The following is a 23,289-nucleotide window of genomic DNA, read 5'->3' on the forward strand; positions in this document are numbered from 1 at the left end:
ATATCCGGACCATGGAGCAACGCCGATCGGTGCCTGGGGCGGATGATCGGCTTGAGAGGGGCAACGCGATGAAGCAGGACAAGAAGGTGTCTCTGGCGGGAGACGCTCTGTCCATGAATGGAGACGGATGGCGCACACCGATGCCGTCGCGCGCCATTCCCGCGCATGTCGGCCACTTGGCTCGAGACGGCTCGGCCGGCGTGCGAAACGGCGACGCAGGACGACGGACGTCGATCGACGTCAGATCCCGAGCGCGGCCATTTTCTTGTAGAGCGTCGCGCGCCCGATGCCAATTCGTGCTGCCGCCTTCGATACACATCCGTCTTCGGATCGCAGCGCGGCGCGGAGAAAGCGCTTCTCGAACATCCGCATCGCGTCCTCGTAGCTTGCGCCGTCGATGTCCATGTCCTGCGCCGCGGCCGGTTCCCGGACAAATTCCGGATCGCAAAGCGCCCCGTCGATGTTGTCGCCGACGAACGGAGCCAGCACGTCCGCGGTGATGCACGGACGCTCGGAAAACATCACCGCGCGCTCGAGCGTGTTGCGCAATTCGCGCACATTCCCCGGCCACGCGTGCTCGCGCAGCAGTTGCAGCGCGTCTTCGCTGAGCGTCGGGCGATCGAGATGGTGGTGTGCCGCCAATTCATCGAGGATCATGTCGGACAGCGCGGCGATATCGTGCGTGCGCTTTCTCAGCGGCGGCGTTTGAATGGTGAGCACGTTGAGCCGGTAGTAGAGGTCGGCGCGGAAGCGGCGTGCGGCGACGAGTTCGGCAAGGGCGACCGAGGTTGCCGCAATGATTCTCGCATTGCTCACGACGACGCGATTCGTGCCAAGCGGTTCGAATTCCTTTTCCTGAAGCACGCGCAGGAGTTTGCCCTGCAGCGACAGCGGCATGTCGCCGATTTCATCGAGGAAAAGCGTGCCGCCGTGAGCCAGTTCGAACTTGCCGACCCGGCCTTTTCGGTCGGCGCCGGTATAGGCGCCCGCGGCCGCGCCGAACAGTTCGACCTCGAGCAGTGAATCGGGAATCGCCGCGACATTGACGGCGACGAACGGCTTGTCGGCGTGCGCCGAGGCGCTATGTATCGCATGGGCGATCAGTTCCTTGCCGGTACCGGTTTCACCGAGCAGAAGCACGGGGGAATCGACCTGCGCGGCGCGCCGTGCGAGACGCTTCACTTCCATGCTGGCGGGGCTCGTGCCGACGAAATTCGACAGCCCGTATCGGGCTCGCCGTGTCTGGGCCAGTGCATGGCGCGCGGCGATGAGTTCCGCTTGCAGGCGCGAGTACTGGCTGAACAGCGGCGTGAGTGCCTTCAGCTCTCCAAACAGCGCAAAACCGATGGCGCCGATGATGGCCCCGTTGTCGTCCTTCAGCGGCAATCGCGTCACGACGAAGGGTTCGTGCCCGGTTTCCAGTATGTCCAGCAGGATGGGTTTGCCGGTTTCGACGACCTCTCGCATGAGGCTGTTGGGGATGACCGACTCGCAGTCGAGACCGATCGCGATCTTGGGATCGGCAAAGCCGAAGTGGGCGGCATACTTTTCATTGATCCAGACGACCTTGGCCTGTCGGTCGACGATCAGCGTGCCCTCGCTGGAATTGTTGAAGGTTTCGAAGAGCGAGCGCATGGCGCGCCCCCATACATAGCTGTAGTCGCTCAGGATGGTGCCGACCTCGGTTGCCATTCGGATTTTCTCCTTGTTGTGTGACAGTGCCGCTCGGTCCTGCTTGCCGCGAACCGTCTCGGGTTGGAGACGAAGGCGAGCAGTGTCTCAACTTGTGGATTTTCGGGGGAGTGGTAATTCCCCTGATCAATCGCGTTTCCTCGCTTGTCTCGGCACATTCGCGGAAATGAAGTGCGGATTCCTCACTTTCCGTTATGGATCGGAATGGCGACGGGAGGGCGGCGCGAAGCGGGTTTGGCTTGCGAAGAGGCTCGCCGCGGCAATGATTGCGGCGGCGCCGGTCGCGCAATGCCGATCGATGGCGGGCATGGATGCTGCTTGTGATCCGTACGGCATCGGGGACTGGCTGCTGTTCGCTCGTTTCCCGACGCGGTGGGTGATGTGTCGATCCGCTCGACCCGAACCGGCAGGCCATTCAAGACGGGACGGTCATCACGTCCGTCGAGCCAGCCTCGTACGCAGTATCCAAACAAGTAAAGGAGACGTCATGCAATTGCTTTCACGACGCCAGTGGCGATGGCTTGTGGGTTTCTTCGCTGCGCTCGCAACGACTTCTGCATTGGCCGCTGTCACGCCCGGCCCCGGAACCTGGAGTGCGCAGCAAACCTGGGCCGCGGATTCCGTCAATGGCGGCAACCTGACCGGCTATTTCTACTGGCCGGCGAGCCAGCCAACCACACCCAACGGTCAGCGGGCGCTGATTCTGGTGCTGCACGGTTGCCTGCAGACCGCGTCCGGCGACGTGATCAACAACAGCAATGCAGCCGGTTTCAACTGGAAGGCGATTGCAGATCAGTACGGTGCGATCATCCTGGCGCCGAACGCGACCGGCAACGTCTATAGCAATCACTGCTGGGATTATGCGAACACGTCCCCGAGTCGTAGTGCCGGCCATGTTGGCGTGCTGCTGGATCTGGTGAACCGCTTTGTATCGAACTCGCAATACGCGATCGATCCCAATCAGGTGTATGTTGCGGGCCTGTCTTCCGGCGGCGGCATGACGATGGTGCTGGGTTGTATCGCACCCGATATCTTCGCCGGGATCGGGATCAATGCCGGGCCGCCGCCGGGAACGACCACGGCGCAGATCGGTTACGTGCCGAGCGGTTATACGGCGACGACAGCGGCGAACCAGTGCAAGGCGTGGGCGGGATCCAACGTGAGCAAGTTTTCGACGCAGATTGCCGGGGCAGTTTGGGGGACATCGGATTACACGGTTGCTCAGGCCTACGGTCCGCTCGACACGGCGGCCTTCCGGAGCATTTACGGCGGCACCTTTACTCAAGGCGCGAAAGTGACGATTCCGGGTGGCGGAACGAACACGCCGTATTCCGACAGCAGCGGCAAAGTCCGGACGCACGAGATTTCGGTCTCCGGGATGTCGCATGCATGGCCGGCCGGTTCCGGCGGCAACAACGCGAACTACGTGGATGCCACTCACATCAACTATCCGGTGTTCCTGATGGATTACTGGGTCAAGAACAACCTCCGCGCGGTGTCGGGGCCGGCGCCGTCGGGCTCCGCGCCGACCGGCCTCGCGGTGGCAGGCACGACCCAGACGAGCGTTTCGCTGTCGTGGAATGCCGTTGCCAACGCAACGAGTTACAACGTTTATCGTAACGGGAGCAAGGTCGGCTCTTCCGCATCCGCGAGTTACACCGATTCGGGATTGATCGCGGGGACGACCTATTCCTATACGGTGACCGAAATCGATCCCAATGCAGGGGAGAGCGCTCAATCGTCCGCGGTTTCGGCGACGACGCAATCGAACTTCGCGTGTACCGAGACGACGGCGACGAACTATGCGCATGTGCAGGCCGGCCGTGCGCATGATTCAGGCGGTACAGCCTATGCGAACGGGTCGAATCAAAGCATGGGGCTGGACAACGTCTTTTATTCGAACACGCTGGCGCAGACCTCGGCCGGATACTACGTCATCGGCAACTGCCCGTGACGCGGGACGCATGCTCAACAGTTGATTGAACGGGCGACCGGCCCGTTCGATCGGCGGCATTGCCGGGGCGATCGGTGCGCCCCGGCAATGCGGTCATGCATCGATCCGGATCTGTATGCCGGACGAACCGTAGCGTGCGGTTGCCTTGAATCCGTCTTCAGATCCGCTGCTGGCCGCCATCGACGAACCGTTCGATGCCGTTCACGAAGCTCGCGTCGTCCGACGCGAGGAGCATTGCCCGACTACTTCGCCGAACACTTGTCCGATCCGTCCTGGCAATGGCCGACGTGATCGGGTGGCGGGAAAGTGATTCAGTCGAACGTGACAAGCACCTTCATGGCTCTCGTGCGATCGCCAGCCGTCTGAAATGCCTTGACGCAATCCTGATACGGAAAGATGTCGGAAATCAGCGGCTTGACGTCGATCAGCCCGTTGTTCAGCATGTCGACGGCCATCGCGAATTCCTCGTGGAAGCGGAACGCCCCGCGCAAATCGAACTCCTTCGCGACAATCGCGTTCATCGGCAGCGCGCTGTCGCCGCCGAGCCCGATCTGCACGATGATCCCGCGCGGCCGCAGCACGTCGAGCGCCGAACGTAGCGCGGACGCATTGCCACTCGCCTCGAACAACACGTCGAAGGTGCCTTTGCCGGCCGCATAGGGCGCGAGCCCGGCCGGTGCTTCCGCGACGTTGATCGCGACGTCAGCGCCGACTTTCCTCGCGCTGTCGAGTGGCATCGCGTTGACGTCGGTCGCAACGATCATGGCCGCGCCCGCGCGGCGGGCCGCCGCGACGACCAGCGAGCCGATCGGCCCGCAGCCGGTGACCAGTACGCGCTTGCCGAGCAGCGGACCCGCACGGCGCACGGCATGCAGCGCGACCGACAGCGGTTCGGCCATCGCCGCTTCCGCATCGCTGACGTTGTCGGCAACGCAATGCGCCTGCGCACGATCGATCACGACCTCCTGCCGAAACGCGCCCTGCACGTGCGGCGTACGCATCGCGCTGCCGTAGTAGCGCATGTCCATGCAATGGTTCTGCAGGCCTTGCTGACAGTATTCGCACAACCCGCACGGGCGGCTCGGGCTGATCGCGATGCGCGTGCCGGGCGTGAAATCTCGTACGTTCTCGCCGACACGGGAGACGACGCCGGACACTTCATGCCCGAGCACCATCGGTTCCTTGATGCGAACCGTGCCGAATCCGCCGTGGTTGTAATAGTGCAGATCGGAGCCGCAGATGCCGCCAGCGCGAACGCGAATCAGCATCTGGTCCGGGCCGACCTCGGGCGTCGGAACGTCCTCGATCCGCAGATCGAGCGGGGCGTGAATGACAAGTGCTTGCATGGCGGGTCTTTGACGTTGAAAAGTGATTGACGGAAGGATTCAGGTGCCGGCGCAATGCGCAAAGGACGATGTTCGTCCGGCTCGGCAAGCACCACGCACGATGGTCAGTCCAGCGCTTTCGTCATGTTCTCGATGACCTTCTTCGCATCGGAGAACACCATCATGGTCTTGTCCATGTAAAACAGCTCGTTGTCGAGCCCTGCGTACCCCGACGCCATCGAGCGCTTGTTCACGATGATCGTGCGGGCCTTGTAGGCCTCGAGAATCGGCATGCCGGCGATCGGCGACGACGGATCGTTCTTCGCGGCCGGATTGACCACGTCGTTCGCGCCGAGCACAAGCACGACGTCGGTCTGGCCGAATTCCGAGTTGATGTCGTCCATCTCGTAGACCTGGTCGTAGGGCACCTCGGCCTCGGCCAGCAGCACATTCATGTGGCCCGGCATCCGGCCCGCGACCGGATGGATGGCGTAGCGCACGGCGATGCCCTTGCCGGTCAGTTTGTCCGACAGTTCCTTGAGCGCATGCTGCGCGCGGGCGACCGCGAGGCCGTAGCCGGGCACGATGACGACCGACTCCGCATTGCCGAGCAGGAACGCCGCATCGTCGGCCGAGCCCGATTTGACCGGGCGCTGTTCCTGTTTCGTGCCGCCCTGCGCGGACGCTTCCGCGCCGAAGCCGCCCAGAATCACGTTGGCGAACGAGCGGTTCATCGCGCGGCACATGATGTACGACAGGATCGCGCCCGACGAGCCGACCAGCGAGCCGGAAATGATCAGCATCGGATTGTTCAGCGAGAAGCCGATGCCGGCCGCGGCCCAGCCCGAGTACGAGTTGAGCATCGACACGACGACCGGCATGTCCGCGCCGCCGATCGGAATGATGATCAGGACGCCGAGCACGAACGCGATCGCGGTCATCACGATGAACGGCAGCCACGATTGCGTGACGACGAATGCGCCGCCGAAGCCGAGCATCGCGAGCGCGAGCGCGAGATTGACCGCATGCTGCCCGCGAAAGACGACGGGCGCGCCCTGAAACAGGCGGAACGTGTACTTGCCCGCGAGTTTGCCGAACGCGATGACCGAGCCGGAGAACGTGATGGCGCCGATGAAGGTGCCGATGAACAGTTCGACGCGGTTGCCGTACGGGATCGTGCGGCCGTCGGCGGCGAGCCCGAACGCGGACGGTTCGCAGACCACCGCATACGCGATGCACACGGCCGCGAGGCCGATCAACGAATGCATCGCGGCGACGAGTTCGGGCATCTTCGTCATTTCGACGCGCGCCGCGACGGTCGCACCGATGATGCCGCCGATCGCGAGGGAGGTGGCCAGCAGGCCGAGGCCCAGCGTCAGGCTCGCGCCGAGCGTCGCGGCCTGCTTCGCGATCAACGCGATCGTCGTGAGGATCGCGATCGCGATGCCCGCCATGCCGAACACGTTGCCCAGGCGGGCGGTGCGCGGATGCGAGAGTCCCTTCAGTGCCTGAATGAAGCAGACCGACGCGACGAGATACAACAGCGTGACGAGATTCAGGCTCATTGCGCGGCTCCGGAGGCGGGCTGACGGCTGTCCTTCTTGCGGAACATCTCGAGCATGCGCCGCGTGACGAGGAAGCCGCCGAACACGTTCACGGCAGCGAGCGCGACGGCGACCGCGCCGAAGGTCTTGCCCGAGGTGCCGGTCGTCAGGCCGGTCGCGAGCATCGCACCGACGATGACGATTGCCGAGATCGCATTGGTGACGGCCATGAGCGGCGTATGCAGCGCCGGCGTGACGTTCCAGACGACGTGGTATCCGACGTAGATCGCCAGCGTGAAGATGATGAGATTGAGGGTGGTGTGATTGATCAATTCCATGATGCGGCCTCTAGGCGGATTTCTGGCGCGACGCGTCGTGACCGAGCAGCGTGGCGGCGACGATGTCGTCGGTCGTATCGATCCTGAGCTGGCCGCCTTCGTCGACGATCAGCTTCAGGAAGTCGAGCACGTTGCGCGCGTAGAGCGCGGATGCGTCGGCGGCGACCATCGACGGCAGGTTCGTGTAGCCGGCGATCTGGACGCCGTATCGCGTGACGACGCAGTCCGCTTCGGTGAGCGGGCAATTGCCGCCGCGATGCCCGTTCGTTTCGGCACCGCGCCCGGCCGCGAGATCGACGATGACGGCGCCGGGCTTCATCTCGCGAACCATGTCCTCCGGCAGCAGCGTCGGTGCGGTTCGGCCCGGTATCAGCGCGGTCGAGATCACGATGTCGGCAGCCCGCACGCGCTCGCGCACGAGCACGCCCTGACGTGCCAGCCACGAAGCGGGCATGGGGCGCGCATAGCCGCCGCTGCCGTTGGCCGCATCGCGTTCTTCGTCGGTTTCGAACGGCACGTCGAGGAATCGGGCGCCGAGCGATTCGATCTGTTCCTTCACCGCCGGGCGCACGTCCGATGCTTCGATCACGGCGCCCAGGCGCTTCGCGGTGGCGATCGCCTGCAACCCGGCCACGCCCGCGCCCAGGATCAGCACGCGCGCGGCCTTGACGGTGCCCGCCGCGGTCATCAGCGTGGGAAAGAAGCGCTGGTAGAGCCCGGCGGCGACCAGTACGGCCTTGTAACCGGCGATGTTCGCCTGCGACGACAACACGTCCATGCTTTGTGCGCGCGTCGTGCGCGGTATCGCTTCGAGCGCGAATCCGGTGATGCCCGCGTTCGCGAGACGGGCGATGCGTTCGGTATTGAACGGATCGAGCATGCCGACCAGCACGGTGCCTTTTTTCAATCGGTCGAGTTCGGCATCGGTCGGCGCCTGGACCTTCAGCACGACCTCGGCGTCCAGCGCAACGGATGCGTCGACGAGCGTCGCACCGGCCGCGGCATACGCGGCGTCCGAAAAATTCGCGCGGTCGCCGGCGGCGTGCTGAACGCGCACGGCATGCCCTTGCGCGACGAGCTTCTTGACGGTTTCCGGCGTAGCGGCGACGCGCCATTCGCCTGCCACGATCTCGGCGGGAATGCCGATTCTCATGAGTTCCTTCTCCTGTATGGATCGCACGGTTCGCCGGTCGGCGATGCCCCGGCCGGGATGTGAACCGGCGGAACGGGCCGACTCGCGGCCAATTCCGCCCGGTGCGATCGTCAGAACTTATGTCGCAGGCCGATCGCGGCCTCGAACAGCGAGTTGTAGCCGAAGAACGGCTGATTCGAGCCGGGTGCGGCCGCAAGGCTCGTCCATGCGCCGGTCAGATGGTTGTAGTCGACGCCGACGTAGACGTCGGTCCGCTTGCTCAGCGCATAGTCGAGCGTCGGCCCGCCGGTGAGGCGGGTGCCGCTCTGGCCGGCGTGATGCACGACGTCGACGTAGAACGGGAGCTTCAACGTGAGGGCGGGCGTGAAGGAATAGTCGATCGCGGCGGAGAACGAGTCGTTTCGATAATCGGCCGGATAGACGTGGCTGTAGATATACGAGGCGTAGATCTTCGCGCGGCTGAACGTATAGGTCGCGCCGACGGTGAAGACCTTCTGTGAGCTGTCCGGGATCGTGATGCCGAAATACGTGCTGCCGTAGGCCGTCGTCGCGGGCGTCAGGCCGCCGATGTCGTTGACGATCTGGTAGGCGGCGCCGACGCTCAACGGACCGTTGTCGTAGGACAGGCTGACCGCCGGCGAGGAATTGCGGTGGAAATCGCCCGCGTTCTGGCCGAACGTAAACGAGGCCTTGCCCGTGAACCCGGCGATCGTCGGGGACGTGTAGCGCACGGAATTGTCGAGGCGGCCGCCGCCCGTCAGGCCAGCGCCCTGGAAGCCGATCGTGCCGGTGAAGTTGGAGAGGGCATAGGCATCATGCGTCCATGCCATCTCGTGAACGAGCGTATACATGCGCCCGGCCGACAGCGTCCCGTACGGCGTGGCCAGGCCGACCATCGCGGTCCGGCCGAACAGCCTCGGCGTGCCCGACGGCGTCGACTGCTGCGTCACGCCGGTATTCGGCGTGAAGCCGGATTCGAGCTGGAAAATCGCCTTGTAGCCGCCGCCGAGATCTTCCGCACCCAGCAGCCCCCAGCGGCTTCCCTGGATCTGCCCGCCGCTGCCCATCGTGAACAGCTTGCCGCCGGTCTTGTTCTGGTGCGTGTCGAACCGGATCGCCTCGTCGATGATGCCGTAGAGCGTGACGCTGGACTGCGCGCGAGCGGTCGTCGCGGTGACGGCTCCGCATGCGATAAGGAAAACTAACAGTTTCGTATTCATGTGAATCCCCTGGTCGAAAAAGAAGGACGCGGCCCATCCGGCCATCGCGTCCGCGTGCCGCGGCGCGATATGCCTTTTTGTCACGCGGACGGGCGGATGTGCCGCCGGTCCGGACGATCTTTCAGTTCAGTGCGCCGACCGCGGCGGCGATTTTCCGGCAGCCGTCGTCGATGATCTCGACCGCGGTCGCGATCGACATCCGGAAGTACGGCGACACGCCATACGACGTGCCCGCGACGAGTGCGACGCCTGCGTGCTCCAGCAGATACAGCACGACATCCGCGTCGGTGTCGAGGCGTTTGCCTTGCGGTGTGATGCGTCCGATCAGCCCGCCGCAGTTCACGTACAGGTAGAACGCGCCGTCGGGCGCGCGGCAACTGAGGCCGGGAATCGCGTTGAGTGCTTCGAGCGCGCGATCGCGGCGGCTACGGTATACGCCGACCGATTGCGCGACGAAACTCTGGTCGCCGGTCAGCGCGGCAAGGGCGGCGGCCTGGCTGATCGAACTCGCGTTGCTGGTCGATTGGGATTGCAGCGTGTCCATGGCCGCGATCAGATCGGCGGGGCCGGCGGCATAGCCGATTCGCCAGCCGGTCATCGCATAGGTCTTCGACACGCCGTTGACGACCAGCGTGCGCGACGCCAGCGCGGGCTCGATCGCGAGCAGATGCGGCGTCGCATCGGTCGCGTATCGAATATGCTCGTAGATGTCGTCCATCATCACGAGCACCTGCGGATGACGCAGCAGCACGTCGGCGAGTGCGCGCAGCTCGTCGGCCGAATACGCGGCGCCGGTCGGGTTCGTGGGCGAGTTGATGATCAGCCATTTCGTGCGCGGCGTGATGGCGGTTTCGAGCGCGGCCGCGGTGAGCTTGAAGCCGTCGTCTTCGCTGCACGGCACGACGACGGGCGCGCCGTCGCAGGCGAGCGTCATGTCCGGATAGGACACCCAGTACGGCGCGGGGATCAGCACCTCGTCGCCGGATTCGACGGTGATCGCGAGCGCATTGAAGATGGCATGCTTCGCGCCGCACGTGACGATGATGTGCTTCGGATCGTAGACGAGCCCGTTTTCGCGCGCGAGCTTGTCGGCGATCGCGGCGCGCAGGGCGGGCGTGCCGGCGGTCGGCGTATAGCGGGTTTCGCCGCGCGCCATCGCATCGGCCGCTGCCTGCCGGATGTGTTGCGGCGTATCGAAGTCGGGTTCGCCGACGACGAGATTGACGATCGTTTTCCCCTGGCGGCGCAGTTCGGCGGCCCGGTCGGCCGCCGCGCTGCTCGGGGACGGCTTGATTCGCTGAACGCGGGTGGCAATGCGCGATGCACTCACTCTGGGCTCCTGATCGAAAATGAACAGCCCTAACAGTAAGCGGGCGAAAACGCAGGCGCCAAGATGACTTTCCGCTGGGGCGAGAGCATCCGCTTATGACTCGCTTGTCGGCACTGCCGCGAGATGCCGCCGTGATTCTTCCGGTGGCGGGTACGGCCGAATATCGCTAGGGTTTTTGTCCACTATTCACGCCGATAGCGCCGATCTATCATTAAACGATCCTCGTCCTGAACATGTGACCACCGTGAACCTGCGGCGCCTGAAGTATTTCGTGAAGAGTGTCGATATCGGCAGCCTGACGCAGGCCGCCGAGGTACTGCACATCGCGCAGCCTGCACTGAGCCAGCAACTGATCACGCTCGAGGACGAATTCAAGCAGCAACTCCTCGTACGAACGAAGCGTGGCGTGACGCCGACGGAAGCCGGCGCGACGCTTTACCGGCATGCCCAGTCGATCCTGCGGCAGTTCGAGCAGGCTCAGGCCGACGTGCGGAATGCGGGACAGAACCTGTCCGGCCCGGTATCGGTCGGGCTCGCGCCCGGCACCGGTGCGTCCGCGCTGGCGTTGCCGTTGCTGCGCGCGGTGCGCGCGCGGCATCCGTCGATCCTGCTCTATATCAACGAGAACTTCGGTACGACGCTGAGCGAGCTGATCATGAACGGCCGCATGGACATGGCGGTGCTGTATGGCGACAAGCCCGTTCATGGCCTGTCGTTCCAGTTGCTGATGAACGAGGAATTGTTCCTCGTCGCGCCGCGCAGCATGGACATCGCGCAGGGCGAGATCGACGCCGCCGCGCTGCGCGAAGTGCCGATGCTGCTCCCGCGCCCGTACAACTATCTGCGCAAATACGTCGACGAGGCCTTCGCTCGCCTGCAGATGACCCCGAACGTGATTGCCGAGATCGAATCCGCGTCGACGCTGTCCGCCGCCGTGTCGGCCGGGATCGGCGCGACCATCCTGCCCGATTCGACGGCACGCGTCGTCGCGGCCGCCGGCGACATCGTGTGCTGTCGCATCGTGTCGCCCGTGATCAAGATTCCGCTGTCGGTCTGCCTGTCGGACCATCTCCCGCTGTCCGAACCGGCCACCGCGGTCAAGGACATCCTGCTCGAGCTGGCCGGGGACCTGGCTCTCGACACGCGCTCGGCCTCGGACGCGAATACATAAGCTGCTCTTATCGCTACAAAGCGAATCCGTCTTGGCGCAATTTTTCTGCGCCCGATACATTGAGTCCATCGTCAGTTGACGGGCGTCATGCGCCCGGCAACGGCGCTTGCCGCGACGCGGCCGGTGCGGCGGGTGAAGCCCGTGCATCGATCGCCGTCGCGCAACGAATGCATCGGCGGATCCTCGTTCGCCGTTGCCGGCCAACCGGGCTACGGACCGAACGATGGATCTCAAGAAGATTAAGTCTCTGATCGACCTGCTCGCGGAGTCCCCGCTGCTCGTGGAACTCGAACTGCTCGAGGGCGACGACAAGGTCAAGCTGGTCAAGCGGCATCGGCGGGATGCCGATGCCGCGCCCGCGACGGCGGCGGACGCCGTCCGCGCTCGTGCGCCGCAACCGCGCGCCGCGGCGGGTCAGGAGGCCGAAAAGCCGTCCGCCGCCTCGCCTGCCGCTCGACCGGACGCCGCGCCGCGTGTCGTGCGTGCGCCGATGTTCGGCATCGCCCATCTGCAGCCCTCTCCGGGCGATCCCCTGTTCGTCGCCGTCGATGACGCCGTGAAGGCGGGGCAGGTGCTCTGCACGATCGAGGCCATGAAGGTATTTCATGCGATCGAATCGGAATACGACGGTCGCGTGGCCGAAGTACTCGTGAAATCCGGTGAAGAAATCGAAGCCGGCCAGCCGCTCTTCCGGATCGAATGATGACGCGACGTTCCTCAAGCATGCCGGCGGCAAACGGCCGCCGCGCGATCGCGCACGACACCCGAGGCGCCCATGTTCGATAAGGTTCTGATCGCCAATCGAGGCGAAATCGCGCTGCGCATTCAGCGCGCATGCCGCGAGCTCGGCCTGAAGACGGTCGCGATCCATTCGGAAGCCGACGCCGACGCCCGCTACGTTCGTCTGGCCGACCAGGCGCTGTGCATCGGGCCGGCGGCGCCCGATCGAAGCTACCTGAACCGCGAGGCGATCCTGCTTGCCGCACGGGTGAGCGGCGCCGGCGCGATTCATCCGGGCTACGGCTTTCTGTCGGAAAACGCGGAGTTCGCGGAGCAGGTCGAAGCGGCCGGCATGGCGTTCATCGGCCCGAGCCCCGAATCGATTCGCACGATGGGAGACAAGGTGGCGGCCAAGCGCGCGATGCGCGTCGCGGGTGTGCCCTGCGTGCCCGGTCCGGACGGCAGCCTGCCGGACGATCCCGACGCAATCCTGGCCATCGGCAACGACATCGGCTATCCGGTGATCGTGAAAGCCGCCGGCGGCGGCGGCGGGCGGGGCATGCGCGTCGTGCGCACGGCCGCGCAGCTGCTCGATGCGGTGGCCGTGACGCGCGAGGAGGCGCGGCGCGCGTTCGGCAAGCCCGAGCTTTACGTCGAGAAATTCCTGCAGCATCCGCGGCACGTCGAAATCCAGGTGCTGTGCGATACGCATGGCAGCGCGCTGTGGCTCGGATCGCGCGATTGCTCGTTGCAGCGGCGTCATCAGAAGGTGCTCGAGGAGGCGCCCGCGCCGCATATCGCGCCGGAGCTGATCCGCGAGGTCGGCGAACGTTGCGCCGACGCGTGCCGACAGATCGGCTATCGCGGCGCCGGGACCTTCGAGTTTCTGTTCGAGAACGGCCGCTTCTACTTCATCGAAATGAATACGCGGCTGCAGGTCGAGCATCCGGTGACGGAGGCGACCGCGGGCATCGACATCGTGCGCGAGCAGATTCGCATCGCGCAGGGCCATGCGCTGACGTGGACGCAAGCGGACATTCGCGCAACCGGACACGCGCTCGAGTGCCGCATCAACGCGGAAGACCCGTTCACGTTCGTGCCCTGCCCCGGCCGCATCGCGGGCTGGGAGGTGCCGGGCGGCAACGGCGTGCGTGTCGATTCGCATTTGAGCGCGGGGGGCGTCGTGCCGCCGTATTACGACTCGCTGATCGCCAAGGTCATCACGCATGGCGCCACGCGAGACGAGGCGATCGCGCGCATGCGGGTCGCGTTGTCCGAAATGCGAATCGACGGAATCCGCACCAACCTGCCGCTGCATCGCGCGATACTCGACGACGCCGCGTTCGGCGACGGCGCGGTGGACATCCACCATCTCGAACGCTGGCTCGCCGCGCGGGAGGCCGTATGACGCAGATCGCCGAGACCGTTGCGGCCATGCTGCGGAACAACGCGCCGGACACCTGCGACGAGCCGCAACGAAGAACCTTCGCCATGAAACAGGACGATTCGGAAGAAACACTGCGCATCAGTCTGCTCGGCACCACCGCGATGCTGTTCGAGGCACCGGGCGTGCTCGATCTGCACGTGCAGCGCCGCATCTGGTCGCTCGCGCGCACCGTGAGCGACTGGCCCGGCGTGCGCGAGGCCGTGCCCGGCGTGACGAACCTGATGCTCACGTTTACGCACCCGCCGAAGGACCCGGCCGCGCTCGAGGCCCGACTGCTGGAGACGTGGAACGGCACCGGGGAACTGGAGATCGCCGGCAGGCTCGTCGAACTGGCCGTGCAGTATGGCGGCGAGTTCGGTCCGCATCTCGACGATGTCGTCGCGCATACGGGGCTGTCGGTGGACGACGTCGTGGAGATTCACTGCGCGCCGCTCTACACCGTCTATGCGCTCGGCAGCCATCCGGGCTACTGCTATCTCGGTGGAATGGACGCGCGCATTGCGACGCCGCGGCGCAAGGTACCGGTGCTCGGCTTGCCGGGCGGCGCCGTATCGATCGGCGGGGTGCAGACCGGCGTGTCGGCGTCGGCCGGCCCGAGCGGGTGGAACACGATCGGGCGCACGGCGATGACGTTCTTCGACCCGTCGCGCGAGCAGCCGGCGACACTCGCGCCCGGCGACATGATCCGGTTTCGTGCCGAAAGGATAGTCCGATGATCGAAATCCTGTCTTCATCCGCGCTGGCGACGGTGCAGGATCGCGGCCGCGACGGCTACCTGCGCTTCGGCGTCGGCACATCCGGTGCGATGGACCGCGTCGCGCTCGCGATCGGTAATCTGTTGCTCGGTAATCCGGACGATGCGGCGTCCATTGAAATCCCGATGTTTCCGTTTCGCGTCCGGTTCCTCGAGGACGTGGCGTTCGCGATCACGGGCGCGGATTGCGATGCGCGGCTCGACGATCGACCGATCCTGCCGTGGTGGACGATCGAGGCAAAGCAGGGCGAAGTGCTGACGATCGGCGTCCCCGTGTCGGGCACGCGCTGCTATTTGTCGCTGGCCGGCGGTGTCGACGTGCCGCCCGTGCTCGGCTCGCGAAGCACGCAGCTGCGGGGCGCGTTCGGCGGATTCAACGGACGACAGCTTCAGAAGGGCGATGTGCTGCGTGCCGTCGGCCTCGCGGAGCGTCCCGCGCTGCAGTCGGCCGCCCAGGGCGGCTTCGGCGCGGTGCCGCCCGAGTATCGGTTGCCGCCGCCGGTGGCCACGCCGGTCGCGGCGGACGGCGAAACGGTCGTGCGCGTCTTGCCGGCCGCCGAGTACGACTGCTACGACGACGCATCGCTCGATGCGTTCTGGCGCGAAGGCTGGAAAGTGACGCCGCAGAGCGATCGCTACGGCTACCGCCTTGCCGGCCCGACGCTCGCCGCGCGCCGCGCGATCGAGAAGCGCTCGCACGGCATCGTGCCCGGCGTGATCCAGGTGCCGCACAGCGGACAACCGATCATCCAGTTGCGCGATGCGCAGCCGTCCGGCGGCTACCCGAAGATCGGCACGGTGATCGAGGCCGACCTGTGGCGGCTCGCGCAAGCCCGGATCGGCACGCGCATTCGCTTTGCCAGAACGACTTACGACGAAGCTGTCGCCGCGCTTGACGAGGTGGAGGCCTACCTCGCCAGGGTCCGCAACCTCGCAGGGCTGTTCCGTGCGTCGAGATACTGACCGATGACAATCAACAACGAAGTGGACATTCAGGAACTTCGACAGGTCGCGCTCTGGCTGGCCGACGCCGACGTCGAGTTCGCCGAGATAGGGTACGCGGGTTCGACGATCCGGCTCACGTTCTCGACCGGGCAGCCAGGCGACGACGCCCCCGGGGACGCGGACGCCGCCGCGGCGCCGTCGCCGGCGGGTGCGCCCGCGTCGGTGGTCAACGCGCCGTCGACGGGGATCTGGGTCGCGACGCATCCGGATCGGCTCGCGCCGCAGGCGGCGATCGGCGCTCGCGTCGAAGCCGGGAGCGTCGTCGGATTGCTGCAGATCGCCGAGTTGTATCGGCCTGTCGTCGCCGCGTGCGGCGGCGTGATTTCCGATGCGCTCGCGGACGAGGGCGACGTCGTCGGTTACGGCACGCCGCTATTCGAACTGACGGCCGAGCCGCCGTCGCCAACGCGTCAAGAGACTGAAAGAGCGAACGATGGAAATTGACCTGAACGCCGATGTCGGTGAAGGATTCGGCCCGTATCGAATGGGCGACGACGAAGCGATGTTCGACATCGTGTCGTCGATCAACATCGCATGCGGTTATCACGCGGGCGACCCGGTCATCATGGACCGAACCGTGCGTCTCGCCGGCGCGAAGGGCGTCGATCTCGGCGCCCATGTCGGCTTTCCGGATCTGATGGGATTCGGGCGGCGGCCCATTCAGGCGGACCCGCTCGAACTCGCGAAGTACGTGCTGTACCAGATGGGCGCGCTCGAGGGCATCGCGCGAGCGGCGGGCCATCGCCTCACGCACATGAGTTTTCACGGCGCGCTGGGCAACATGGCCGCGGCATCGTACGCGCTCGCCGAGCCATTGGTGCGGGCCGTTGCCGAGTTCGACCGCGATCTCGTGATCAGCGTCTCGACGAACACCGAAATCGAGCGTGCGGCCGATCGTATCGGGATGCGCACCGCGACCACGTTTCTGGCCGATCGCGCGTACGACGACCAGGGTGCGCTCGTGTCGCGCAAGCTCGACGGCGCGGTGATCAAGGATCGCGATGCGGTGCTCGCGCGCGTGCGCCAACTGCTCGAGGACGGCACGGTCACGACGATCTCCGGCAACGCCATCAGGATGCGCGTCAAGTCGATTCTGCTGCACGGCGACACGCCGGGCGCGGTGGAGCTCGCGCGCACCGTTCGCGGCGGGATCGAAGCGGCGGGCGGGCACATCGTGCCCGTATCGAGGCTCGTCGCCGGGACGGCGCAGTCATAAGCGCGTCTTATCGCGGCACATCAATTCCGTCTTGGCGCGCGATTGCGGTGCCGAATACATTGACAGATATCGACAGCGTCGAGCGACGAACCGATTCGACGCGTTACCAGAGAGGTGATTCATGCCGTTTTCCGATTACAAGACCGCGCTCGTCACGGGCGCTTCGAGCGGGATGGGCGCCGCGATCGTCGAGCGCTTTTGCCGGGAAGGGCTCGAAGTGCATGCGCTGGCCCGCAGCGCGGATCAGCTCGCCGAACTCGCCAAACGCACCGGGTGCATTCCGCATGCGGTCGATGTGCGCAATCTCGATGCGATCACGAAGCTGGCACAGGAAGTCGAGTTCGACATCGTCGTCAACAACGCGGGCGTATCGACGCCCGGTTCGATTCTCGATGCCGATGCGAAGGACATCGACCTGCAGATCGAGGTCAATCTGCAGGCCGTGCTGCATATCGTGCGGCTGACGATGCCGGGCATGGTCGCGCGCGATCGCGGGCACATCGTCAACATCAGCTCGATCGCGGGCATCTACAACTTCAACGGCAACTCGATCTATCACGCGACGAAGGCGGGCATTCATGCGCTGTCGCGTCAGCTGCGCGTCGACGCGACCGGCAGGCGCGTGCGCGTGACGGAGATCTGTCCGGGCCGGGTCGCGACCGACATTTTCGGCCATGTGCACGGAGACATCGAAGCCGCGCGCAAGCAGTTCATCGAGGGCTTCGAGCTGCCCCAGGCGTCCGACATCGCGGACGCGATCGCCTTTGCGATCGCCGCGCCGCTGGCGGTCAACATCAGCAACATGGAAATCCTTCCGACGCTGCAGGTGCCGGGCGGACTCACGACGATCAAGCGCGACGACGCGCCCGGGCACGTCGCGTAAGCGCGGCCCGATCAAGCCAACATGAACGGAGAACACATCATGGAACAACGTATCGGCTCGCGGAAGAACGCGTCGGCGCCGCAGGCGGCCCCCGAGATCATCGCGGCCCTGCGCGACATCCCGGCCGCGTTGATCAGCGACAACATGCGCCGCATCGTCGGTACCGCGGCGCTGCGCCCGTACCACAAGTCGGGCGGTCTCGTCGGCACCGCGGTGACGGTCCGAGTGCGTCGCGGCGACAACCTCGCGATCCATCGCGCGTTCGATTACTGCCGGCCGGGCGACGTGCTGGTCGTCGATGGCGGTGGCGACCTCACGCAAGCGCTGATCGGCGAAATCATGTCGATGTATGCGGAAAGTCTCGGCATGGCCGGACTCGTGCTCGACGGCGCGATTCGCGACGTCGCGGCGATTCGCGAGAAGACCTTCCCGGTGTTCGCGCGCGGCGCCACGCACAAGGGGCCGTACAAGGCCGGACCGGGCGAAATCAACGTGCCGGTCTCGATCGACGGTCTCGTGATCCATCCGGGCGACATCATCGTCGGCGACGACGACGGCATCGTCGCCTTTCCGCAGGAAGAGGCCGAATATCTGATCGGGAAGGCACGCGCGCAGATGCGCAAGGAAGCCGACACGATCCAGTCGATCCGGGAAGGGCGCTTCGATCGCTCGTGGATCGACGCCTTCGAAGCGAACATGGCTGGCTGAACGATGGAACGTCGCGGCGAGGACGGCAACGGGGCGACCCGGACGCTGTCGGAAGAGTTGCTTTCGATGACGGACGCGGCGCGAGCGCGTGCGGTGGGCGATCCGTTCGCGAATCCGGTGCTGTCGCTGGCATTGTCGATGATGGACGCGATGCGCGACGGACGCATCGACGACGAGACGATCCTCGCATTGGTGCGACATCTGCGCGACCAGGCGTTTTCGGATCGCGCGGTCCGGATCGCGGCGTACGTCGGCGGAATCGACAGCGCCGAGAACGAGCGTGCGCTCGAAGCCGTCGCCGAACGCGTGCTGTCCGTGAACGGCGCGGGCGACGCGGACGACTGGCAGGGCTTTCGGGAACGCGCCGAGCGCACGCGTTACGCGGCGGTCTTCACCGGTCACCCGACGTTCGCGCTCGATCCCGACGTATCGCGCCATCTCGCGGAACGCGCGTGCGGCGCACTGCCCAGGACGTTCGAATCGCATCGGCCGGGGCCCGTCACGCTCGACGGCGAGTTCGAGCAATCGGTGCGTGCGATCGATCACGCGCGCGATGCGCTCGATCGCTTCAATGCCGCGTTGCTGCGGGTCGCGCGCCGTGTCCATCCCGATCGCTGGCTGGAACTCGTGCCACGGCCGCTGATCGCGTCGACATGGGTCGGGTACGACACCGACGGCCGAACCGACATCGGCTGGTGGGATACGCTGCGATTCCGCCTGCGCATGAAGCGCCTGCAACTGGCGCGGATTCATCGGCAGACGAGCGCGATCGCCAGCGCGCCAGCGATCACGGCATGCGTCGCGCGGGCGCTCGAAGCCGTCGATCGGCAGATTGCCGCATGTCCGCAAGGGCCCGACGCGCGTCAGGCGTCGGCCTTCGCGCAGGTACTCGTCGGATGCCGCGACGACGCGCTCGTCGACACCGGCGCATTGATCGGGTTGTATCGCGATGCGATTGCGGACGCACCGGACGGCGACAGGCTCGCGCTCGCGGTGTCGCGTGCGGGGCTCGCGTCGCACGGCCTTGCGCTCGCGCATACGCACTTCCGGCTGAACGCGGCGCAACTGCACAATGCGGCGCGTCAGCGGCTCAACATCGTGGACTCCGTCGATGCGCCGCTGCATCGGCGCGCGATGCTGGCGGCCATCAACGCCGAGCTGGACAAGCTTCAGCCGCTGCCGGTCGACTTCGGCGCGCTGGTGCGGGAGCAGGCGACGGCCGTGCGGACGATGATGACCGTCGCGCAGCTCGTCAAGCACATCGACGGTTCGACGCCGGTGCGATTCCTGATCGCCGAGACGGAGAGCGGATACACGTTGCTGGTCGCGCTGTGGCTCGCGCGCCTGTTCGGCATCGATCGGCACGTCGAAATCAGCCCGCTGTTCGAAACGGAAGATGCGCTCGAACACGGCGCGCACGTGCTCGATGAAGCGCTGCGCAGCCCGCATTACCGCGATTACGTGCAATCGCATGGCCGGCTCGCGTTGCAATTCGGTTATTCCGATTCCGGTCGGTACGTCGGCCAGCTTGCGGCCAGCTATCTGATCGAGCGGTTGAGAATGAAGATCGCCGGCGTGCTGGCACGCCACGGATTGCAGGATGTCGAGGTCGTCCTGTTCGATACGCACGGCGAAAGCGTCGGGCGTGGCGCGCATCCCGGCTCGCTCGCGGATCGTCTGAAATACCTGTCGCCGACGGCGTCGCGCCATGCGCTGAATCGCGCTGCATTGCAGGTGCGGGAGGAAAGCGCGTTTCAGGGCGGGGAAGGCTATCTGCTGTTCGGCACGCCGGCGATTGCGCTCGCATCGGTGGCGCGGATCGCGGAACACGCGTTCCATCCGGCGGTCGGCCCGGTCGACGATCCGATTTACGACGATCCGGATTTCGCGGCCGATTTCTTCGGCTCGATCCGCGCGACGATGACGTCGCTCGTCGACGATGCCGGCTATACCGCGATGCTGAGCACATTCGGGCCCGCGTTGCTGGACCGGACGGGATCGCGGCCGGCCGCACGGCAGGCCGACGGCGTGGTTCGCACGCAGATCCGCCATCCGAGCGAACTGCGGGCGATTCCCAACAACGCGATCCTGCAGCAGCTCGGCTGGTGCGCGAATACCGTGCATGGGCTCGGCGCCGCCGCCGCCCGGCAGCCCGAGGGATTCGCCGACATGCGTGCGCGCAGCCGGCGATTCAGGCGCGCGCTCGATCTGGCCGATACGGCGTTTGCGCATTCCGATATCGACGTGCTGCGGGCGATCACGTCGTCGCTCGATCCCGGTACGTGGCTCGACTGCGCGCGGCAAACGGCCGAGGGCGGCGGTCGCGACGCGATGATCGCCGTGGCCGGCATGCTCGAGCGGCTCGGCACATCCGCGGCGACGCAGGCGATGTGCCGCCGCGCGTTGTCCGACGATCTGGCGCTTCGCTCCGTCTGGCCGAATCGCGCGCGCATGAGCGATCGCGAAATGCTGCTGCATGCGCTTCGCCTTGCGCTGATTCATCGTGTCTGGCTGAAAGCCACCGAGATTCCCGAATTTTCGCCCCGGCCCGACGTGACGGCCGACGACTTGCATCGCGCGATCATCGGGCTCGACGTGTCGTCCTTGCTGCCCGTGCTCGCGCGAATATTTCCGGAGCGAACCGACGATTCGACATCCTACGAATACGCGGAGCCCGCGGCGCCGCGCACGTCGGGTTCGTACGCGCGGGAGCATCGCGAGATCTTCGCGCCGATGCGCCGATGGTTCGAATCGATCCGCGAAATCTCCGTGGCGATCACGCACGAAGTCGGCACGTTCGGCTAACGGCGCGTCGGCGATTCCTCCCGGACCACGCCGTCGACACGGCCGATCGCCATCGCGCGGCCGCTGCCGATGCCGTGGTTCGGGCATCTCACGAGTTTCCTCAATCTGACAAGGAGTCTTGACATGCGAGCGTCGATTCTTGTGACACGCGCGTCGTTCCCCGACATCGTCGATCGTCTGCGGGACCATTTCGACGTCACCGACAACGCCGCCGACACCATCTGGACGCAGCCGGAACTGATCGCACGATTGCAGGGAAAGCGCGGCGTGATCGTCACGAACACGCCGGACGTGCTGACCGACACGACGGCCGATTTCGGCTTCGCGTTGATGATGGCGGCCGCGCGGCGCCTCACCGAATCCGAGCATTTCCTGCGCAGCGGGGCATGGACGAAAACCGGTCGATACGACATGTTCGTCGGTAGCGACATCCACGGCGCGACGCTCGGGATATTCGGCATGGGTCGCATCGGCCAGGCCATCGCGCGGCGCGGAGCACTCGGCTTCGGGATGAACGTGATCTATCACAATCGCGCGCGTCTATCACCGGAGGTCGAGGCAGGTTGCGGCGCGCGCTACGTCGACAAGGACGCGCTGCTGCGCGAGTCCGACCATCTCGTCGTCGTGGTGCCGTATTCCGCGAGTTCGCATCACGCGATCGGCGCGCAGGAGCTCAAGCAGATGAAGTCTACCGCGACGCTGACCAATATCGCACGCGGCGGCGTGGTCGACGATCACGCGCTTGCGATGGCGCTCGCCGAGGGCGGCATCGCCGCGGCAGGTCTCGACGTATTCGAGGGCGAGCCGGCAGTGTGCCCGGCGCTGCTCGCGCAGCGCAACGTGGTGTTGACGCCCCATATCGGCAGCGCGTCGGTGTCGACGCGCCGTGCGATGGCGTCGCTCGCCGTCGACAACCTGATCGCGGCGCTCGGGGAGGGGGCTCGCGCTGGTCATCCACCGACTCCCGTCAATCCGGACGTGCTGGCCGCGACGCGAGGGGCCGCGCGATAACCGCCGCGGCGCTGCGTTCGTCGTGCGGCGATCGGTGGCCGGTGTTTACCCGCGCCGTCGTCGCGCGACGCATCCGCGGCAGCCTGGCGGGTGGCCCGGAGCCCCGCCGGACGGGGCTTCATGGCAGGGCGCGGTGGGTCATCTCGTGAACTTATCGCACCAGAGGAAAGGCATCTGCAAGCCTGTTTTTTTGCGGGCTAGTATCAATTCAGCGCGGTCGTCGAAGCTTGCCGCCGCGCCGAACGACGAAGTGACGACGGATCGGGCGACATGCGATGCCGCGATTCGATTGCAACCAGAGGCGCGGAAAAATGAAGCTGCATTTCAATCTTTCTGCAGTGCTGCAAGGCGACTACGGCGCACTGTTCCTGCATGGCATCGGGCTCACCGTGGCGATGGCCGTTTCGGCGTGGCTGTTGTCGCTCGTGATCGGGCTGACGCTCACGCTGATTCGCATGACGAATATCCGGATCGCGGAGCGCATCGTCGACGGATTCGTGGCTTATCACCGCAACGTGCCGATGCTCGTGCAGATCCTGTTCTGGTACTTCGGTATCTCGAACATCCTGCCCGTGAACGTTCAGGATCTTCTGAACCAGTACAACGGGCAATTCGTGTTCGCCGTGATCGCGATCGGCCTGTGCAGCGGTGCCTACTTTTCGGAAGACATCCGCAGCGGTCTGCGCGCGGTCCCGTACGGCCAGTATGAGGCGTGCCGCGCGCTTGGCCTGAACTTCCTGCAGGGGATGCGCCATGTCGTGCTGCCGCAGGCGCTGCGAAACGCGATCCCGCCGATGATCAACAACGCAGTGGTGCTGTTCAAGAACACGAGTCTCGCGATGGCGATCGGCGCCGCCGAGCTCACCTACGTGACGCGCAAGATCGAGAACGACACGTTCCTGTCGTTCGAGTCGTACCTCGTCGCGACTGTCGCCTATCTGGCCATCTCCCTGCTGATCATGCTCCTGGGTGCACGGCTTGCCGCGTTCTATCGCATTCCGGGAGTGAAGTGA

General features: G+C 65.6%; 20 protein-coding genes and 1 pseudogene. 13 read left to right on the forward strand and 8 right to left on the reverse strand.

Translation table 11 applies throughout. The features are described 5' to 3' along the window. Positions 1-240: 240 nt before the first annotated feature. Complete coding sequence (locus tag DIE23_RS15625) at positions 241-1,692, reverse strand: sigma-54-dependent Fis family transcriptional regulator (RefSeq protein ID WP_124612957.1); 1,452 nt, start codon at positions 1,690-1,692, stop codon at positions 241-243. 487 nt (positions 1,693-2,179) lie between these two features. Between DIE23_RS15625 and DIE23_RS15630 the strand changes: the two genes are divergently transcribed. After that, positions 2,180-3,646, forward strand: a complete 1,467-nt coding sequence (locus tag DIE23_RS15630) for a PHB depolymerase family esterase (RefSeq protein WP_124612958.1) — start codon at positions 2,180-2,182, stop codon at positions 3,644-3,646. Between the two features lie 157 nt (positions 3,647-3,803). On the opposite strand, the pseudogene DIE23_RS40725 reads toward DIE23_RS15630, so the two are convergent. The 7 genes and pseudogenes from DIE23_RS40725 to DIE23_RS15665 form a co-directional block, all read right to left on the reverse strand. Continuing rightward, a pseudogene (locus tag DIE23_RS40725) lies at positions 3,804-3,893 on the reverse strand (oxidoreductase); the annotation flags it as partial. Between the two features lie 64 nt (positions 3,894-3,957). Further along, positions 3,958-4,992 (reverse strand): L-idonate 5-dehydrogenase, encoded by a 1,035-nt coding sequence (locus DIE23_RS15640; RefSeq protein ID WP_124612959.1) that lies wholly within the window; start codon positions 4,990-4,992, stop codon positions 3,958-3,960. Positions 4,993-5,096: 104 nt separating this feature from the next. After that, the gene (locus DIE23_RS15645; protein WP_124612960.1) at positions 5,097-6,536 is read right to left on the reverse strand and encodes an NAD(P)(+) transhydrogenase (Re/Si-specific) subunit beta; all 1,440 of its coding nucleotides are present in this window, start codon (positions 6,534-6,536) and stop codon (positions 5,097-5,099) included. Next, entirely contained in the window at positions 6,533-6,853 is a 321-nt protein-coding gene (locus tag DIE23_RS15650; protein ID WP_124612961.1) for an NAD(P) transhydrogenase subunit alpha, read from the reverse strand. The genes DIE23_RS15645 and DIE23_RS15650 overlap by 4 nt, the downstream gene beginning before the upstream one ends. A gap of 10 nt (positions 6,854-6,863) precedes the next feature. Continuing rightward, complete coding sequence (locus DIE23_RS15655; protein ID WP_124612962.1) at positions 6,864-8,006, reverse strand: Re/Si-specific NAD(P)(+) transhydrogenase subunit alpha; 1,143 nt, start codon at positions 8,004-8,006, stop codon at positions 6,864-6,866. 110 nt (positions 8,007-8,116) lie between these two features. After that, entirely contained in the window at positions 8,117-9,226 is a 1,110-nt protein-coding gene (locus tag DIE23_RS15660; RefSeq protein ID WP_124612963.1) for a porin, read from the reverse strand. A 121-nt stretch (positions 9,227-9,347) separates the two neighbouring features. Then, positions 9,348-10,556, reverse strand: coding sequence for an aspartate transaminase (locus tag DIE23_RS15665; protein WP_124612964.1), 1,209 nt, complete (start codon positions 10,554-10,556; stop codon positions 9,348-9,350). A gap of 244 nt (positions 10,557-10,800) precedes the next feature. Between DIE23_RS15665 and nac the strand changes: the two genes are divergently transcribed. From nac to DIE23_RS15725, 12 genes are all read left to right on the forward strand, one after another. Continuing rightward, entirely contained in the window at positions 10,801-11,727 is a 927-nt protein-coding gene (gene nac / locus DIE23_RS15670; RefSeq protein ID WP_124612965.1) for a nitrogen assimilation transcriptional regulator NAC, read from the forward strand. Between the two features lie 223 nt (positions 11,728-11,950). Continuing rightward, the gene (locus DIE23_RS15675; RefSeq protein ID WP_124612966.1) at positions 11,951-12,430 is read left to right on the forward strand and encodes an acetyl-CoA carboxylase biotin carboxyl carrier protein subunit; all 480 of its coding nucleotides are present in this window, start codon (positions 11,951-11,953) and stop codon (positions 12,428-12,430) included. Positions 12,431-12,502: 72 nt separating this feature from the next. Next, complete coding sequence (gene accC, locus DIE23_RS15680; protein WP_124612967.1) at positions 12,503-13,855, forward strand: acetyl-CoA carboxylase biotin carboxylase subunit; 1,353 nt, start codon at positions 12,503-12,505, stop codon at positions 13,853-13,855. Positions 13,856-13,938: 83 nt separating this feature from the next. Continuing rightward, positions 13,939-14,610, forward strand: coding sequence for a 5-oxoprolinase subunit PxpB (gene pxpB, locus DIE23_RS15685; RefSeq protein WP_124613035.1), 672 nt, complete (start codon positions 13,939-13,941; stop codon positions 14,608-14,610). After that, a complete protein-coding gene (locus DIE23_RS15690; protein ID WP_124612968.1) occupies positions 14,607-15,611 on the forward strand; it encodes a biotin-dependent carboxyltransferase family protein in 1,005 nt (334 codons plus the stop codon). Before pxpB ends, DIE23_RS15690 begins: the two co-directional genes overlap by 4 nt. Positions 15,612-15,614: 3 nt before the next feature. Continuing rightward, a complete protein-coding gene (locus DIE23_RS15695; RefSeq protein ID WP_124612969.1) occupies positions 15,615-16,097 on the forward strand; it encodes a hypothetical protein in 483 nt (160 codons plus the stop codon). Continuing rightward, the gene (locus DIE23_RS15700) at positions 16,087-16,869 is read left to right on the forward strand and encodes a LamB/YcsF family protein (RefSeq protein ID WP_124612970.1); all 783 of its coding nucleotides are present in this window, start codon (positions 16,087-16,089) and stop codon (positions 16,867-16,869) included. Before DIE23_RS15695 ends, DIE23_RS15700 begins: the two co-directional genes overlap by 11 nt. 121 nt (positions 16,870-16,990) lie before the next feature. Continuing rightward, entirely contained in the window at positions 16,991-17,752 is a 762-nt protein-coding gene (locus DIE23_RS15705) for an SDR family oxidoreductase (protein ID WP_124612971.1), read from the forward strand. Between the two features lie 39 nt (positions 17,753-17,791). Next, complete coding sequence (locus DIE23_RS15710; RefSeq protein ID WP_124612972.1) at positions 17,792-18,460, forward strand: RraA family protein; 669 nt, start codon at positions 17,792-17,794, stop codon at positions 18,458-18,460. Positions 18,461-18,463: 3 nt separating this feature from the next. After that, positions 18,464-21,265 carry a phosphoenolpyruvate carboxylase gene (locus tag DIE23_RS15715; protein ID WP_124612973.1) on the forward strand — a complete coding sequence of 934 codons (2,802 nt, stop codon included), beginning with the start codon at positions 18,464-18,466 and terminating at the stop codon, positions 21,263-21,265. Positions 21,266-21,388: 123 nt separating this feature from the next. Further along, a complete protein-coding gene (locus DIE23_RS15720; protein WP_124612974.1) occupies positions 21,389-22,276 on the forward strand; it encodes a D-glycerate dehydrogenase in 888 nt (295 codons plus the stop codon). 311 nt (positions 22,277-22,587) lie between these two features. After that, on the forward strand, positions 22,588-23,289 hold the full coding sequence (locus DIE23_RS15725; protein ID WP_124612975.1) for an amino acid ABC transporter permease: 702 nt from the start codon (positions 22,588-22,590) through the stop codon (positions 23,287-23,289).

The sequence above is a fragment of the Burkholderia sp. Bp9143 genome (genome assembly GCF_003853645.1).
Classification (GTDB): domain Bacteria; phylum Pseudomonadota; class Gammaproteobacteria; order Burkholderiales; family Burkholderiaceae; genus Burkholderia.